The 15726-nt window shown below is 71.0% G+C and carries 14 protein-coding genes; 7 read left to right on the top strand and 7 right to left on the bottom strand.

Going from position 1 to position 15726, the window contains the following annotated elements; translation table 11 throughout:
- Positions 1-205 precede the first annotated feature (205 nt).
- The 3 genes from ACFYP4_RS01525 to ACFYP4_RS01515 are packed head-to-tail and all read right to left on the bottom strand — an operon-like array spanning position 206 to position 3696.
- Positions 206-871 carry a hypothetical protein gene (locus ACFYP4_RS01525; protein WP_388781625.1) on the bottom strand — a complete coding sequence of 222 codons (666 nt, stop codon included), beginning with the start codon at positions 869-871 and terminating at the stop codon, positions 206-208.
- Between the two features lie 25 nt (positions 872-896).
- A complete protein-coding gene (locus tag ACFYP4_RS01520) occupies positions 897-3245 on the bottom strand; it encodes a hypothetical protein (protein WP_388781622.1) in 2349 nt (782 codons plus the stop codon).
- Positions 3246-3264: 19 nt separating this feature from the next.
- Positions 3265-3696: a hypothetical protein gene (locus ACFYP4_RS01515; protein ID WP_358850306.1), complete on the bottom strand. Its 432-nt coding sequence runs from the start codon at positions 3694-3696 to the stop codon at positions 3265-3267.
- A gap of 218 nt (positions 3697-3914) precedes the next feature.
- Between ACFYP4_RS01515 and ACFYP4_RS01510 the strand changes: the two genes are divergently transcribed.
- The 4 genes from ACFYP4_RS01510 to ACFYP4_RS01495 all read left to right on the top strand — a co-directional run bounded on the left by ACFYP4_RS01510 (position 3915) and on the right by ACFYP4_RS01495 (position 7895).
- Positions 3915-4112, top strand: a complete 198-nt coding sequence (locus ACFYP4_RS01510; protein ID WP_358850307.1) for a DUF4236 domain-containing protein — start codon at positions 3915-3917, stop codon at positions 4110-4112.
- A gap of 110 nt (positions 4113-4222) precedes the next feature.
- Entirely contained in the window at positions 4223-5752 is a 1530-nt protein-coding gene (locus ACFYP4_RS01505) for a UDP-N-acetylglucosamine 1-carboxyvinyltransferase (RefSeq protein ID WP_358850308.1), read from the top strand.
- A 266-nt stretch (positions 5753-6018) separates the two neighbouring features.
- Positions 6019-7239: an AAA family ATPase gene (locus ACFYP4_RS01500; protein WP_358850309.1), complete on the top strand. Its 1221-nt coding sequence runs from the start codon at positions 6019-6021 to the stop codon at positions 7237-7239.
- A 38-nt stretch (positions 7240-7277) separates the two neighbouring features.
- Positions 7278-7895, top strand: a complete 618-nt coding sequence (locus ACFYP4_RS01495) for a hypothetical protein (RefSeq protein WP_358850310.1) — start codon at positions 7278-7280, stop codon at positions 7893-7895.
- 145 nt (positions 7896-8040) lie between these two features.
- Here ACFYP4_RS01495 and ACFYP4_RS01490 read toward each other — a convergent pair whose 3' ends face one another.
- Positions 8041-8526 (bottom strand): DUF6299 family protein, encoded by a 486-nt coding sequence (locus tag ACFYP4_RS01490; RefSeq protein ID WP_388781617.1) that lies wholly within the window; start codon positions 8524-8526, stop codon positions 8041-8043.
- Positions 8527-8860: 334 nt separating this feature from the next.
- Between ACFYP4_RS01490 and ACFYP4_RS01485 the strand changes: the two genes are divergently transcribed.
- The gene (locus ACFYP4_RS01485) at positions 8861-9052 is read left to right on the top strand and encodes a DUF5999 family protein (RefSeq protein ID WP_358850312.1); all 192 of its coding nucleotides are present in this window, start codon (positions 8861-8863) and stop codon (positions 9050-9052) included.
- Positions 9053-9072: 20 nt separating this feature from the next.
- Here the strand turns inward: ACFYP4_RS01485 and ACFYP4_RS01480 are convergent, their stop codons facing one another.
- Complete coding sequence (locus ACFYP4_RS01480; RefSeq protein ID WP_358850313.1) at positions 9073-9471, bottom strand: RidA family protein; 399 nt, start codon at positions 9469-9471, stop codon at positions 9073-9075.
- A complete protein-coding gene (locus ACFYP4_RS01475) occupies positions 9468-10658 on the bottom strand; it encodes an acyl-CoA dehydrogenase family protein (RefSeq protein WP_358850314.1) in 1191 nt (396 codons plus the stop codon). Before ACFYP4_RS01475 ends, ACFYP4_RS01480 begins: the two co-directional genes overlap by 4 nt.
- Before the next feature lie 127 nt (positions 10659-10785).
- Here ACFYP4_RS01475 and ACFYP4_RS01470 point away from each other — a divergent pair, with 127 nt between their 5' ends.
- Both ACFYP4_RS01470 and ACFYP4_RS01465 read left to right on the top strand, forming a co-directional pair.
- Entirely contained in the window at positions 10786-12519 is a 1734-nt protein-coding gene (locus ACFYP4_RS01470) for an AMP-binding protein (RefSeq protein WP_388781612.1), read from the top strand.
- Between the two features lie 19 nt (positions 12520-12538).
- Positions 12539-13363: a PaaX family transcriptional regulator C-terminal domain-containing protein gene (locus tag ACFYP4_RS01465; protein ID WP_358850315.1), complete on the top strand. Its 825-nt coding sequence runs from the start codon at positions 12539-12541 to the stop codon at positions 13361-13363.
- Between the two features lie 79 nt (positions 13364-13442).
- On the opposite strand, the gene ACFYP4_RS01460 is transcribed toward ACFYP4_RS01465, so the two are convergent.
- Positions 13443-15710 carry a bifunctional salicylyl-CoA 5-hydroxylase/oxidoreductase gene (locus tag ACFYP4_RS01460; RefSeq protein WP_388782670.1) on the bottom strand — a complete coding sequence of 756 codons (2268 nt, stop codon included), beginning with the start codon at positions 15708-15710 and terminating at the stop codon, positions 13443-13445.
- Positions 15711-15726 lie beyond the last annotated feature (16 nt).

Raw genomic sequence — 15726 nt, 5'->3', positions numbered from 1 at the left:
ACCGCAATCCTGCCGCCACGACGGCCGGCCGATCCGCTAAGGTAAGGCTAAGTTAGGTCACCCTCACCTGACGTGGCGGCTACGGGGCGCCTCGGCAGTTATCTCGATGTCGAGATAACTCTAGTACATGACCCCTGCGCGCAACCAAGCGCGTACCCCTGTCACGCCCCCTCATCGTCGTACGGGGCGCACGGGTGCACCAGCGCTACAGCGACGGGGCGGCCTTCAGCCCGCCGTCGTCGGCGCAGCGCAGCTCCTTCGCCATCGCCAGGGAGAAGGAGTGGGCGACGGTCGCGTAGGCGCGCTTCAGCTTCCGGGGGTCGCCCTCCGGTTCCTCGAACGGGTCCGGGTTCTCCACGTTGACGGAGATGTGGTTCGGCGTCACGGTGGCATGGCCGTTGGCGCGGCACTCGAAGTAGAGGTAGCCGCCATCGGTCGCACCACCGGCCTGCTCGCCCATCGGGAACAGGGTGTACTTCGGGTGGTGGTCCTGATCCGGGCCGGTGTCGTACATGTACCAACGCACACGCAGGTCGTCGACCTCGGTCCTGGAGCCGACAGGGGGGAAGATGCGGCAGATCTCCCCTCTCCCGATGGTCGTGGAGACAGCCGGGCGGGACAGCTCCGCGGCGGCGGCCGCGACGGTGGTCTTCTTGTTCGTGGCCTCGAACCGGTCGGTGCCGAAGATTTCTTCGAGGGCCTTGGCCGCCTCCTCGGTCACCGCCTTGCCACCGCACAACTGCTGAGCCCGGACGGAAGGGGTGGGCTTCTCTGCGTCGCCTCCTGAATCGCAGCCGACGACCGCGAGTGCGAGAAGGCTGGCCATGAGCGCACAGCGGACCCCGTGCGTCCTGGTGGGGTTGGTCATCATCAGAGTTCTCTTGGTCCTTCTGTGTTCAGTCCGTTTCCGGGTCGTTGCCCTGCTGCTTCTGGCGGTCATTGCCAGCGCCGTAGCCAAGCTCCATGGCCTGCCTGAGGTCCTCACCGAACGCGGTGCTCGACTTCTGGCCGTGGAGCGCCAAGAACTCCTCCATCGGAGATTCGGCCCGCCTCTCACCCGCGGTGTAGATCATCTTCCTCTGATCCGCGTTGAGCTCCCCGACCTTGTCCTTGTGCTCGTCGACCGAGCTGTCCGAGAGGTCACCGACGAACTGACTGATGCCCTGCTCCACTACGCCGCTCGCGGTGTCGGTCGCGAGCGGGATAAGGACCGCGGCCGTACCCACCGCCGCGGTCGCCGGCAGGAAGGCCACGCCCGCGGCTACACCGGCGGTCGCCCCGAACTCGATCCAGCCGGCCCGCTTGGCGACCGCCTTCTCGTAGTCCTCGTGGGTCTTGAGGTTGGTGGCCTCGACCTGGTCGGCGCGGGACTGGTCGAGCATGCCCTGCACTTCGGCGCCGAGGCGCACCGTGGCCCTGGCCGAGCCTTCATCGATCTTGCCGTCGGGGCCGACCGTACCCTCCAGGACACTGCGGGTGTAGGCCTGCTCGGCGGTCGAGACCGTAGCGTAGGCGTCGGGATGCTGGCCGAGCGAGCTGAGGAAGCCACGGACAACGCTGCGGCCGTCGCCATCGAGGGTGTCGGTGAAGTCAATGCGCCCTTCCGCGTTCGGGCCGGGCGCGAAGGGGCTGTCCGTCCTGTTCTTGTCGAGGGCCCAGTTGATGTCGTCGATGTATCCGGCGCCCATCGTGCCGAGGCTGTCGGAGAGGGCTTCCTGCGTCTTGAGCAGACCCGCGTCCGAGCCGTACTTCTCCATGACCTGCCGCATGACCGCGGCGTTGTCGGCGTCCTTGACGACGCCGCCGTCGGGGTTCCCGGCGGGGTAGCCGAGGGTCGCGGCCTCCAGCGCCTTGCCCAGCGCGTCGGGCATGTGGTTGAGCGAGCCCTCCTGCTCCTTCCGGTCCAGTGAGTTGACGTCGCCGAAGGTCTCCCACTTCTCGTTGCCGAAGAAGTCGAGGTAGTTGTCGACCGGCTGTCCGTCGGCCTTGCCGAGGTCGGCGGTCGCGCCGCGGTTGACCGTGCCGTCCTCGTTGTACGCGGTCGGCGGGTCGGCGAAGAAGTGCTTGGCCGCGTCAGGACTGTTGCCGAGGGCTTCCAGCATGGCGGTCGTAGGGTCGTAGCCCGCGCCGTTGACCCCGGAGGGGTTGAACGGGTTCTTGAACGGGCTGTTCACCACCTTGTTGCCGGCGAACAGGTCCGGGTCCTTCTGGTGGAGCTGCGCCACGTGCTCGGCGATGGGGTTGAGGAACTGCTTGTCGTAGTTCCCGTACCGCATGATGCCGCCGAGGAGCTGGTACCCGTAGGGCCCGCCGTAGTCGTTCTTGGCAAGGGGGATGCGCTCCGTACCCAGCTTGCGCAGTTCCGGGCCCCACTTGTCGCTGAACTCCGTGTCGTGGGAGGCGGTCGCGAGGTTCAGTCCCAGATTGCGCTGGAGTTCCTGGACGTCCTTCAGACGCTCCTTGTCGACCTTCCCGTGCTCGTACGTGTCGGTGGAGAGCTGGCCGAAGAACGCGAGGGACTTCTCGGGGCCGAGCTTCTCGTAGAAGTTCCTGGCGAACTCCGGTGACGTCCCGTTGTCCTTCAGGAGTTCGTTGAGGGCCTGGAGTTCGGTGTGGGTGATGTCTCCGCCCTTGGCGGCCAGGTCGGCCGCGCGGGCAGCCTCCTCCTGGTCCAGCTTCGTGTACTTCGGAGCGCTGAAGTCCTTGCGGTCGGTGACGTTGGCCTCCAGGGAGTTCTTGAAGGACACGTCGGTGTCGTTGCAGTTGTCCACGAGGGCGTCGATCCTGCGCTGCCAGGAGGCGATGTTCTCCTTCTCCTGCCGCACCAGCTCGGGGTAGTCCGGGTCGTGGTGGCGCAGGGCGGGCGGCACGTCCTCCATCGGGTGCAGCGCGCTGACCTTGCCGCTGCCGTCCACTCGGATGCCGGCCGCCGGCCCCTGGTGGTCGCGGATGTCGATCAGCTCGTCCCTGGCCTTCTTGATGGCCGCGTGACCTTCCTCCAGGATCAGCTTCACGCCCTTGGCCTCGGCGGCGGCGTCCCTGAACTCCTTGGCGGTCTTGCCGATGAACGCCTTGCCGACGCCCGCGTTGACGCCCTCCCAGTCGGCCTTGTTCGCCCGGGCCAGCATTCCGTCCTCGGCCTGACCCGCCAGCCGGTCCAGGTGGCCCGCCATCTCGGTCCAGTCGTCGACGGCGGTCTTCAGCTTCCCGAGCGGCGCGTCGATGATGTCCTCGTACTTGAGCATGTCGGAATTCCCCGGGCCCCTACTGCAGATACTCGGTGAGCTTGGACACGGAGGTCAGATCGCCCTGGATCCTCACGTCGTCCTTGGCGTGCTGGGCCTTGGTGTAGTCGAGGTGATTCGAGATCTGCGCGCAGGCGTCGAGCAGCGTCTTCACGTGGGTGTTCCAGCGGTCGTGCACCTTGAGCAGGGCGGCACCGCTGACGAACTCGCCGTTGGTCAGGGCGATGGCCGCATCGAAGGTGGCGGGCCTGGCCTGGTCGCCCTCCTTGGAGAGCCGGGTACGCAGCTCGTACGCGTCATTTCCGATACGCCCCAGTTCGTCGCGGTGCACCACCAGATCGGCGGTGCCGCCGCCCCCTCCGCCCTCCGGCGGCAGGCTGTTGAGCTGCATGGCGCCATGGCGTGCCGCCGCCGCGTCCCGTAGTTCGGCCCATTCCTCGTCGAACGACATGAGTCCCCACCGGTTCAACGGCCGCCCCCGTCTGGTGCTCGCGGCCACGCGTTCGCCTACCGTAACCGTCTCGCTCTCGCCGCCGTCAAGAGCGGAAGGACCGGTCCAGCAGCGCACAGGGCGAACAGATCGGAGTTACCGGGCACGGTGGCCAACTCGGCGCCGGCCTCCGGGGTTTCGCGTCGACTGATCGCGGGAGGCGCGGGTATCCGCACGGCATGGCTATCACATTCCGCAAGAGCTTCCGCATCCTCCCCGGCGTCCGTCTGAACATCAACCGCCACTCCTGGTCCATCACCACCGGCGGCGCGAACGGACCCCGGCACACGCACAGCAGCACCGGCCGGCGCACGACGTCGATGGACCTGCCGGGCCCGTTCGGCTGGCGGCGCACCCGCACCTCCAAGCGGCGGTAGGTCCCGGCAGACGGCGCGTCAACCCCGCCGGGGGGCCCAGGGCTGAGAATGCGTCACCTGAAGGGACCCCCCGGGAGGCGCCATCTCATATCTGAGATAACCTCGGCCTCATGGCAGACGACTACCTCGTACGCATCGGCAAGCTCATCCGTGACGCCCGGCAGCACCGGGGCTGGACACAGTCGCAGCTCGCCGAGGCGCTCGGCACCAGCCAGAGTGCCGTCAACCGCATCGAGCGCGGCAATCAAAACATCAGCCTTGAGATGATCGCCCGAATCGGTGAGGCGCTGGACAGCGAGATCGTCTCGTTGGGCTACGCGGGTCCGATGCATCTGCGGGTGGTGGGCGGCCGTCGCCTGTCCGGCTCCATCGACGTCAAGACCAGCAAGAACGCCTGTGTGGCGCTGCTGTGCGCCACGCTGCTCAACAAGGGCCGCACCGTACTGCGCCGGGTCGCCCGCATCGAGGAGGTGTACCGCCTTCTGGAGGTGCTGGGCTCCATCGGCGTACGCACCCGGTGGATCAACGACGGCGTGGACCTGGAGATCGTGCCGTCGGCCGACCTCGACATGGACACCATCGACGCGGACGCGGCCCGCCGCACCCGCTCGATCATCATGTTCCTCGGCCCGCTGCTGCACCGCCTGGACAACTTCAAGCTGCCGTACGCGGGCGGCTGCGACCTCGGTACGCGCACGATCGAGCCGCACATGATCGCGCTGCGCCGGTTCGGTCTGGACATCGCGGCCACCGAGGGGCTCTATCACGCGCAGGTCGACCGGTCGGTCTCCCCCGGCCGGCCGATCGTGCTGACCGAGCGCGGCGACACCGTGACCGAGAACGCTCTGCTGGCCGCCGCCCGCCACGACGGCGCGACCGTCATCCGCAACGCCTCGTCGAACTACATGGTCCAGGACCTGTGCTTCTTCCTGGAGGCCCTGGGCGTGCGGGTCGAGGGCATCGGCACGACGACGCTCACCGTGCACGGCGTGCCGAACATCGACGTCGACGTCGACTACTCGCCCTCCGAGGACCCGGTCGAGGCGATGAGCCTGCTCGCCGCCGCCGTGGTCACGGAGTCCGAGCTGAAGGTGTGCCGGGTGCCGATCGAGTTCCTGGAGATCGAGCTCGCGGTCCTGGAGGAGATGGGCCTCGACCACGACCGCACGGCCGAGTACTTCGCCGACAACGGGCGGACGCGCCTGGTGGACCTGACGGTGCGGCCCTCCAAGCTGGAGGCGCCGATCGACAAGATCCACCCGATGCCGTTCCCCGGCCTGAACATCGACAACGTGCCGTTCTTCGCGGCCATCGCGGCGTCCGCGCAGGGCAAGACGCTGATCCACGACTGGGTCTACGACAACCGGGCGATCTACCTCACGGACCTCAACCGCCTCGGCGGACGGCTCCAGTTGCTGGACCCGCACCGCGTCCTGGTCGAGGGCCCGACCCGCTGGCGCGCCGCCGAGATGATGTGCCCGCCCGCGCTGCGGCCCGCCGTGGTCGTACTCCTCGCCATGATGGCGGCGGAGGGCACGTCCGTGCTGCGGAACGTGTACGTCATCAACCGCGGTTACGAGGACCTCGCCGAGCGGCTCAACACGATCGGCGCGCAGATCGAGATCTTCCGGGACATCTGACCAACATGGTCAAGATTCCCGCCGCTCCCCTCCTGACCTGCGTGCAGGCAGGCCAGGAGGGGAGCGGCGACACGCGTGGGACTTGTCCGGGACTTCGGCCCGGGGCCGGACAGGCACCGGCGATCACGTCCACGGAGGAGACGCCGTGCCCTTCGCGTACACCGGATGCCGCTCACGCAGCCCGAGGACCGTCAATGGCGCAGGCATCCGGCGCGGGTCTTCATGGGAAGGCCCGCCGCCTGCGGCTCTTCCGTTAGGTTTCCGCCATGACCGACCGCCTGCTCGAACTCCACGTCGAGAACTTCCGCAGCCTGCGCGACGTGACGGTGCCGCTCGGCCCGCTGACGGTGCTCGTCGGGTCGAACGCCGCGGGGAAGTCGAACCTCCTGGAGGTGTTCGACTTCCTCGCGGACGTGATCCGTACGGACCTCCAGCCGGCCCTGGATTCCCGTCAGGGTTTCTCCGAGATTGCCTTCTGGGGTGGCCCCAAGCCGCCGAACACCCTGAAGATCGGGCTCAAGGCGACCTGGACGACCAACGCGAGCGCGAACACCCCGGACGAGTACGAACTCACCGTTCAGCGGCGGACGTTGAAATCGGGGTCCGACAGCCTCTCTCGCAGAGAGTCGTTCCGGTTCAAGCGCACGCAGGGCCGCGGACGCCGTATCACGATCTCCGGCGAATCCGCCCAGGTCACCGACAACAAGGCGGGACAGGAGTACGACAGCGGCAGCTTCGGGATCCAACGCCTGAGCAGCGGCCTGTCCACTCTGCCGCGCCTGGCGAGTGCGGACGGGGGCAAGGAGGTCTCCCGGTTCGCCGAACAGTTGTCGTCCTTCCGGGTCTTCGACGTGGACGTGGCGGCAGCACGCCTGCCGAACCGGATCCGCCGCAGCTCCCGCTTTCTCGACCTCTCCCCGCAGGCGGACAACCTGGCCGAGTTCCTCATGTACCTGCGCACCGAGGATGACCTCTGGAACTCCCTGATCTCGGACGCCCGTACGGTGCTGCCGCAGCTGGAGGAGATCGAGTTCGCCACGTTCGGCGGAGGGTCCGACCAGGTCACCGTCCTCCTCCACGAGCGCGGCCTCCGTCGCCCCACCCCGCTGGCCTACGCCTCGTACGGCACGGTACGTCTGCTCGGTCTGCTCGCGCTCCTCTACGATCCGAACCCTCCGGCCCTCACCTGCATCGAGGAGATCGACCACGGCCTGCACCCGCAGGCGCTGGCTCTGATCGTGGAGCGCCTGCGGGAGGCGTCATCCCGCAGTCAGTTCCTGGTGGCCACACATTCACCCTCGCTGGTCGACCGGCTCCTTCCGGAGGAGATCGTGGTCTGCGAGCGCGACGAGGACGGAGCGTCGGTCATTCCGGCTCTCAGCACCGACGAGGTACGGGAGATCGTCGAGGAGAGCGGCGACCAGCCATTGGGTGAACTGTGGTTCTCCGGTGTCCTCGGCGGCGACCTCACCGGGGGTGAGATGTGAGTCTCCGGGGGGCGAAAGGGGGCCAGGCGGGACGCGGAGTGATCGTCTTGGCCGGCGAGGACGCCAATGATTGCCAGATCGTCGCCGAGATCATCAAAGTGCACCACCCCGGGCTGGGCAGCAGCAAGATTGTCAGGATCAACGATCCCGTTCGACTGAAGAAGAAGACCGGGGCCGCGCTGGAGGAGAACGTACGCGTCCTCGTCGGCAAGGCCAAGGGCAAGGCGCTGCAACAGAAGGGACCGCTCGTCGGCTTCGCTGTTCACGAGGATCTGGACGACTACACCGGGAACCGCTACCAGGCCGTCCGGAAGGCAGTCGCGGCAGAGCTGCACCGTCAGTGCCCGACGGACTCCTTGTACGCCCTGGCCGCTTGGGAGTCCGAGGGCTGGCTTCTCCTGTTCCCGCAGGCGTTCCCCCGCGTTCACCCCAAGTGGAAGATCCCAACCCAGTTGACCGGCAAGGACACGGGCCTGATTGACAACCCCAAGGAGAAGCTGAGGCGGGCGCTGCCATCCCCGGCGTTTCGGGAGAGTGACGGACCGCTGATCGCCAAGGCCGCGTCCACGCACGGCCTCCTCACCTCTCCAGTAGGGCAGAACCGCTCGCATGCCGATCTGCTGACCGACCTGCGCCGCTGGACGCGTCGCTCGTAGCCGTGAACAGGGCGGGCCCCCGGCAACCTCGGTGGGCCCGCCCACCGCCCGGTTCGCGCCACGTGCGTCACCCCGGCGGTCCCGGTCCCCTGCCGCGCCGTCACGCCGGAGCGGTGAGCCCGACGCCGGCGTGGCCGCCCGGTCCTCAGCCCCGGGCGAGCACGACCTGCTGCCGGCCGGCCGCGTGGGTGTGCGGCAGCGGGAGGCCCATGAAGCCGGGCCGCAGTTCCATCAGCGTGGCCTCGACGTGCGCGTCGCCCGCCTTGAAGGTGGCCGACGCGGGGCGGGACGCGTTCGCCCAGCGGTGTTCCGCGCCGTCGCAGACCGCGCGGGTGCCGCCGATGCCGTACCTGACGTTGCTGTCGCCCTGCACCAGGGACGAGCTCACGAAGACCGGGCCGGTCGCGGCCGAGCAGCGGTAGGTGCCGGACAGGGTGACGGTTCCGTCGGAGCCGAGGCGGCCCGCCGCATCCACGGTGACCCAGTCGGCCGAGGCGGCGGGAGCCGTCGGCACGGCTGAGTCCGCCGGCGTGCTCGGGACGAGCGCTTCGTCGAGGGCGTGCGCGGTCGGGGCGAGGAGCAGGAGCAGCGCGGCACCGGTGGCCGCGCCGACGGCCTGACGGAAGGACATGGAGTACCTCCTGGAGTGGGGGGCCTGCGAAGGGGTCTCCAAGGGGTCTTCCACCCGTACCGGTCCGGCGCCGCCCCGCGCCGCGACTGTCACCCCATCGGTGGTGGGCCCGGCGGCCCGTTTCCTGGCCACGGGCCCGCCTCCCCTGTGCCTCACGCGCCTCCCCCGGTGCCGGATGCGCCGCGGCCGTCTTCGCGGCGTACCCGTGTTGTCCGCGTGTTGTCACGCTTCGGGGCCGGCTGTTCCGCCGGCTTCGCCACGGGAGGATGGTCTACCCATGCGAGGCCGCGGCGGCGCTGCCGCCCACGGATCGCATCCGACGTGGAGGTGCGCCATGTGTTCCCACCAGTCCTCGGACCGACCCGGCCGCGAGGCCCCGCACATCGTCGCCGCCCACCCCGAGCAGGGGTGGAGCCTCAGGTGCGACGGGGCGATCGTCTTCGACGACACCGGGGAGCTGCTGCCCGACGGCCGCGTGGTCGCGCCCCGCCGCGTCTCCGTCGAGCAGCTGACCGCCGCGGCCTGACACCCGGCCCCCGGCCCGGTTTACGGCAGCACCGCGAATCCGTCGAGTTCGACCAGGGCCCGTTCGTCCCAGAGCCGCACGGCGCCGATGACGGCCATCGCGGGATAGTCACGGCCCGCGAGGTCGCGCCAGACGCGGCCGAGTTCGGCGGCCCGGGCGCGGTAGCCCGCGACGTCGGTCGTGTAGACGGTGACGCGCGCCAGGTCGGCGGGGGTGCCACCCGCGGCGCGCAGTGCGGTGAGCAGATTGGCGAGTGCCGTCGCGAACTGTTCCGTGAGCGTTTCGCCCACCACCTTCCCCTCGGCGTCGAGCGCGGTCTGCCCGGCGAGGAAGACCACCCGGCGGCCGGTGGCGACGACCGCGTGCGAGAAGCCGGTGGGCGGTGAGAGTCCGGGCGGATTGATGCGCTCGGCGGTCACGGCGCGTCCCCTCCTTCGCACGCGCTCCGGCGGGCCCCTTCCCCGCACTCGCTCCGGCGGGCGGTGCCGGAGGGCCGTTGCCTGTACAACTCCTTGGCGATGACTTCCCGTTGGACCTCGCTGGCCCCTTCGTAGATACGGGGCGCGCGCACCTCGCGGTAGAGGTGTTCGAGCAGGTGGCCGCGGCGCAGGGCACGGGCGCCGTGCAGCTGGACGGCGGCGTCGACCACGTACTGGGCGGTCTCGGTGGCCAGCAGTTTCGCCATCGCGGCCCGCCGTGGCACGTCCGGCGCACCTTCGTCGTAGGCCGCGGCCGCCGCGTAGACCATGAGGCGGGCCGCCTCCGTGCGCAGGGCCATCTCGGCGACCTGGTGCGCCACCGTCTGCAGGTCCCGCAGGGTGCCGCCGAACGCCTCCCGGTGGGCGGTGTGCGCGAGAGTCGCGTCCAGGGCCGCCTGGGCCATCCCGACCGCGAAGGCCCCCACGCTCGGCCGGAAGACGTTGAGGGTGCCCATGGCCACCCGGAATCCCCGGTCGCTCTCGCCGAGGACGTCGGCGGCCGTCACGGGTACGCCGTCGAAGTCGAGTGCTCCGACGGGGTGCGGGGACAGCAGGTCGAGCGGGGTGCCGGTGAGTCCGGAGCGGTCGGCGGGGACGAGGAACGCGGTGACGCCACGGGCGCCGGCGTCCTGGGTGGTCCGGGCGAAGACGGTGTAGAAGTCGGCCTCGGGGGCGTTGGAGATCCAGCACTTCTCGCCGGTGAGCCGCCAGCGGCCGGGACCGTCCGCGTCGGCCCGCAGGGCCAGCGCCGCCGCGTCGGAGCCCGCGCCCGGCTCGCTCAGCGCGAACGCGGCCACGGCCGTGCCCTCGCGCACGCCCGGCAGCCAGCGGTCCCGTTGCGCCTCCGTGCCGTACGCGTGCACCGGGTGGGCACCGAGGCCCTGGAGTGCGAGGGCCGTCTCGGCCTCGGTGCAGGTCTGCGCCAGGGACTCGCGCATCAGGCACAGATCGAGCGCGCCCGAGGTGAACAGCCGGGTGAGCAGTCCGAGTCGGCCCAGCTCCGCGACGAGCGGGCGGTTGACGCGACCCGGTTCGGCCCGGGCCGCCAGGGGCCGCAGCCGCATCCCCGCGGTGCGCAACTCGGCGCACCAGGTGGCCTGTTCGGGATCGAGCGAGAAAGCGGTCACTACCGGTCCCCTCCCCTGCCGAGCGGCCCGAGACCCACTCCCACGACCGTATCGCGGACCGTTGACTGTCGTCACCAACACGATACGCTCGTGGGGCGAGCCCACCACGACAAGGGGGCGAACGGCCATGGAACCCAGGACGCCCGGGGACAGGACCACGACGGACGCCACGGGCACGGCCGGCGCCGTACGGCTGTCGCCCTCGGCCCACGTGGACACCTTCACGCGCGACCACCTGCCTCCCCCGGACCAGTGGCCCGACCTCCGCTTCGAACTGCCCGGGCTGTGCTACCCCGACCGGCTGAACTGCGCCGTCGAGCTGCTGGACCGCACGGTGGAACGGTTCGGCGCCGGGCGCCCGGTGTTCCGCACCGGCTCCGGCGCCGTGTGGACGTACGGGCAGCTGCTCGACCGTGTGGACCGGATCGCCCATGTCCTCACGCGCGAGCTGGACGTCGTACCGGGCAACCGCGTGCTGCTGCGCGGACCGACCACACCGTGGCTGGCCGCGTGCTGGCTGGCGGTGCTGAAGGCGGGTGCGGTCGCCGTCACGGTGCCGGCCCGGCAACGGCCGCGGGAACTGCGCACCGTGTGCGGTATCGCCCGCGCGACCCACGCGCTCTGCGACAGCCGTTCCGTGGACGACCTGCTGACAGCGGGGATCGACGGACTGCGCGTGACGACGTACGGCGGGGACGTGCCCGACGACCTGCTGCTGCGGATCACGGGCGCACCCCCGGAGCCGTACGCCCCGGCCGGCACCGCCGCGGACGACGTCGCGCTGATCGCGTTCACCTCCGGCACCACCGGGCGGCCCAAGGGCTGTCTGCACTTCCACCGTGATGTGCTGGCGATCGCGGACACCTTCTCCGCGCACGTACTGAGACCGCGCGCGGACGACGTCTTCGCGGGCAGTCCCCCGCTGGGGTTCACGTTCGGGCTCGGCGGGCTCGTGGTCTTCCCCATGCGGGCCGGTGCCAGCGCCCTGCTGCTCGAACAGGCGGGCCCCAGGCAGCTGTTGCCCGCCATCGCCGAGCACCGGGTGTCGGTGCTCTTCACGGCGCCGACGGCGTACCGCGCGATGCTGCACGGTCTGGACGCCCACGACACCGGGTCGCTGCGCCGGTGCGTCTCGGCGGGCGAGAACCTGCCCGCCGCGACCTGGCACGCCTGGCACGAGCGCACCGGCCTGCGGATCATCAACGGCATCGGCGCCACCGAGCTGCTGCACATCTTCGTCTCCGCCGCCGACGAGCACGCCCGGCCCGGCGCGACGGGGCTTCCCGTACCGGGCTGGGAGGCGCGCGTGGTGGACGACTCGGGCGTCCCCGTCCCCGACGGCCGGCCGGGACTGCTCGCCGTGCGGGGGCCGGTCGGCTGCCGCTATCTCGCCGACCCGCGACAGCGGGAGTACGTGCGCGACGGCTGGAACCTCACCGGCGACACCTATGTGCGGGACCCGGACGGCTACTTCCGCTACGTCGCCCGCGCCGACGACATGATCATCTCGGCCGGGTACAACATCGCCGGGCCCGAGGTGGAGGAGGCGCTGCTGCGCCACCCCGACGTGCTGGAGACGGCGGTGGTGGGGCATCCCGACGAGGCGCGCGGGCAGGTCGCGGTGGCCTACGCGGTGCTGCGGCCGGGCGCGCGGCGGGACGCGGAGGCGCTGCGCGCGTTTCTCGAGTCCGAGCTGACGCCGTACAAGTGCCCGCGCCGGATCGTCTTCCTGGACGCGTTGCCGCGCACGGCGACGGGGAAGCTCCAGCGTTTCCGGCTGCGCGCCACGGCCGGGGGCCCGGCCGCCGACGGCACGTCCGTCCCCGGGGACGGCGCTCGCGGCCCCCGGGAGGGCCAGTAGGAATGATCTACGCTTTAGAGTGATCAACGTGTCCGAGCAGCACGCCCCCCGGTCCCTCATCGTCACCTTCTACGGCGCCTACGGCCGCTACGCACCCGGTCCGGTTCCGGTGGCCGAACTGATCCGGCTCCTCGCCGCGGTCGGTGTCGACGCGCCCTCCGTACGGTCGTCGGTGTCGCGGCTCAAGCGACGGGGACTGCTCCTGCCGGAGCGCACGGCGGGCGGTGCGGCCGGGTACGCGTTGTCGCCCGACGCCCGGCAGTTGCTCGACGACGGCGACCGGCGCGTGTACGCGTCCGCGGCCCCGCACGACGAGGGCTGGGTGCTTGCGGTGTTCTCCGTCCCGGAGTCGGAGCGGCAGAAGCGGCACGTGCTGCGCTCCCGGCTGGCCGGGCTCGGCTTCGGTGCAGCGGCCCCCGGCGTGTGGATCGCGCCCGCGCGGCTGTACGAGGAGACCCGGCACACCCTGGCGCGGCTCCGGCTGGACCCGTACGTGGACCTCTTCCGCGGTGAGCACCTGGGCTTCGCGGCGACCACGGAGGCCGTCGCCCGCTGGTGGGACCTCGCCGCGATCGCCAAGCAGCACGAGGCGTTCCTGGACCGCCACGCGCTCGTGCTGCACGGCTGGGAGCGCCGCGCGGACACCCCGCCCGAAGAGGCGTACCGCGACTATCTGCTGGCGCTGGACTCCTGGCGTCATCTGCCGTACACCGACCCGGGACTGCCCGCAGCACTGCTGCCGGAGGACTGGCCCGGCGCCCGGTCGGCCGCCGTCTTCCGGGCGCTGCACGAGCGGCTGCGGGACGCCGGTGCCGAGTTCGCGGGCATCTCCGTGACGGGGTGAGGCAGTTCGCGAGACGCGACCGCGGGCGCCGGCGGCGCGGGGACTCGTCCGGCCCCGGGCGCCGCGGGCGTGCCCGTCCTCAGGTGCCGAGCCTCAGGCGGGGCTTGGGGCCGTCCGTGCGTCCGGTCCGCGGGCGCCGGCTGCCCGCCCGGTACGGTTCCGGCCAGACGGCGCCCGGCCCGGCGTACCCCTGCTCGGCCGCCGCGTGCAGGGTCCAGTGCGGGTCGTAGAGGTGCGGCCGGCCGAGCGCGCACAGGTCCGTGCGCCCGGCCAGGATCAGGGAGTTGACGTCGTCCCAGGAGGAGATCGCGCCGACGGCGATCACCGGGATCCCGGCCTCGTTGCGGATGCGGTCGGCGAACGGCGTCTGGTAGGAGCGCCCGAAGTCGGGGTGCTCGTCCGCGACGACCTGCCCGGTCGAGACGTCGATCGCGTCGGCGCCGTGGGCGGCGAAGGCACGGGCGATCGCGACCGCCTCGTCGGCGGTGGTGCCGCCCTCGGCCCAGTCGGTGGCGGAGATCCGTACCGTCATGGGCCGCTCCTGCGGCCACCCGGCCCGTACGGCGTCGAAGACTTCGAGCGGGAACCGCAGCCGCCCGGCGAGGGAACCGCCGTACCCGTCACTCCGGTGGTTGGTGAGGGGCGAGAGGAACCCGGAGAGCAGATAGCCGTGGGCGCAGTGCAGTTCGAGCAGGTCGAAGCCGCAGCGGGCGGCGCGCCGCGCGGCGGCCGCGAACTGCTCGCGTACGTCGGTGAGTTGCGAGCGGCTGAGCGCGCGGGGCAGCTGGGCGTCCGGCCGGTACGGGATCGGGGAGGCGGCCACGAGCGGCCAGTTGCCGTCCTCCAGCGGCTCGTCGATGCCTTCCCACATCAGCTTCGTCGACCCCTTGCGGCCGGAGTGGCCGAGCTGGACGCCGATCGCCGTACCCGGTGACCCGCGGTGCACGAAGTCGGTGATCCGGCGCCACGACTCGGCCTGCCGGGGTGTGTAGAGGCCGGCGCAGCCCGGGGTGATGCGGCCCTCGGCGCTGACGCACACCATCTCGGTCATGACCAGTCCGGCGCCGCCCAGTGCCCGCGCCCCGAGATGGACGAGGTGGAAGTCTCCCGGCACGCCGTCCACCGCCGAGTACATGTCCATCGGCGAGACGACGACCCGGTTGCGCAGGCTCAGTCCGCGCAGCCGGAACGGCGTGAACATCGGGGGCGTGCCCGGCGGACAGCCGAACTCGCGTTCCGCGGCCGCCACGAAGTGCGGGTCCCGCAGCCGCAGGTTGTCGTGCGTGACGCGCCGGCTGCGGGTGAGCAGGTCGAACGCGAACCGGCGGTCCGTCCTGCCGAGATGGAGCCCGAGGTTCTCGAACCACTCCAGGCTGGCGCGGGCGGCGCGCTGCGTGGAGGCGACGACGGGGCGCCGCTCGGCCTCGTACGCGGCGAGGGCGTCACCGAGCGCCGGCTGTTCGTCGAGACAGGCGGCCAGTGCGAGGGCGTCCTCGACCGCGAGCTTCGTACCGGAGCCGATGGAGAAGTGGGCGGTGTGGGCGGCGTCGCCGAGGAGGACCAGATTGCCGTACGACCAGCGGTCGTTGACGACGGTGCGGAAGGTGGTCCAGGCGGACCTGTGGGAGCGCAGGGGACGGCCGCCGAGGGCGTCCGCGAAGATCTTGGCGCACCGCTCGACGGACTCCCGCTCGTCCAGTCCGGCGAACCCGGCAGCCCGCCACACCTCTTCGCGCATCTCGACGATGACGGTGGAGGCGCTCGCCGCGTACGGGTAGCCGTGGAGTTGCAGTACGCCGTGCTCGGTCTCGGCGATCTCGAAGCGGAACGCGTCGAGGGCGAAGTCGGCGGCGAGCCAGATGTAGCGGCAGCGGTGTTCCTCGACGGACGGCCCGAACACGTCGGCGTGCGTCCGGCGGGTGAGGCTGTGCACGCCGTCGGCGGCGACGACGAGATCGTGGGTGGTCATCAGCTCCGCCGCGGGCGGGGCCTCGGTCCCGAAGCGCAGCTTCACCCCGAGCGCACGGCAGCGTGCGTGCAGGATCTCCAGGAGCCGGCGTCTGCCGAGCGCCGCGAAGCCGTGGCCGCCGCAGGTGTGGCGCACCCCGCGGCGCACGACGTCGATGTCGTCCCAGCGCACGAACTCGGCCCGCAGCGCCTCGTACACGACGGGGTCGGCGTGCTCGATGCCGCCGAGCGTCTCGTCGGAGAGCACGACACCGAAGCCGAAGGTGTCGTCGGCGGCGTTGCGCTCCCAGACGGTGATCTCGCGGTCGGGGCGCAGCCGCTTGAGGAGGGCGGCGGCGTACAGACCGCCGGGCCCGCCCCCGATGACGGCGACCCGCAGAGCGCGCCGGCCCCCG

The sequence above is a fragment of the Streptomyces sp. NPDC005551 genome (genome assembly GCF_042871785.1).
In the GTDB taxonomy this organism is placed as follows: domain Bacteria; phylum Actinomycetota; class Actinomycetes; order Streptomycetales; family Streptomycetaceae; genus Streptomyces.
The sequence above is the reverse complement of the archived record's forward strand: the minus strand, read 5'-3'. Positions and strand labels throughout refer to the sequence as shown.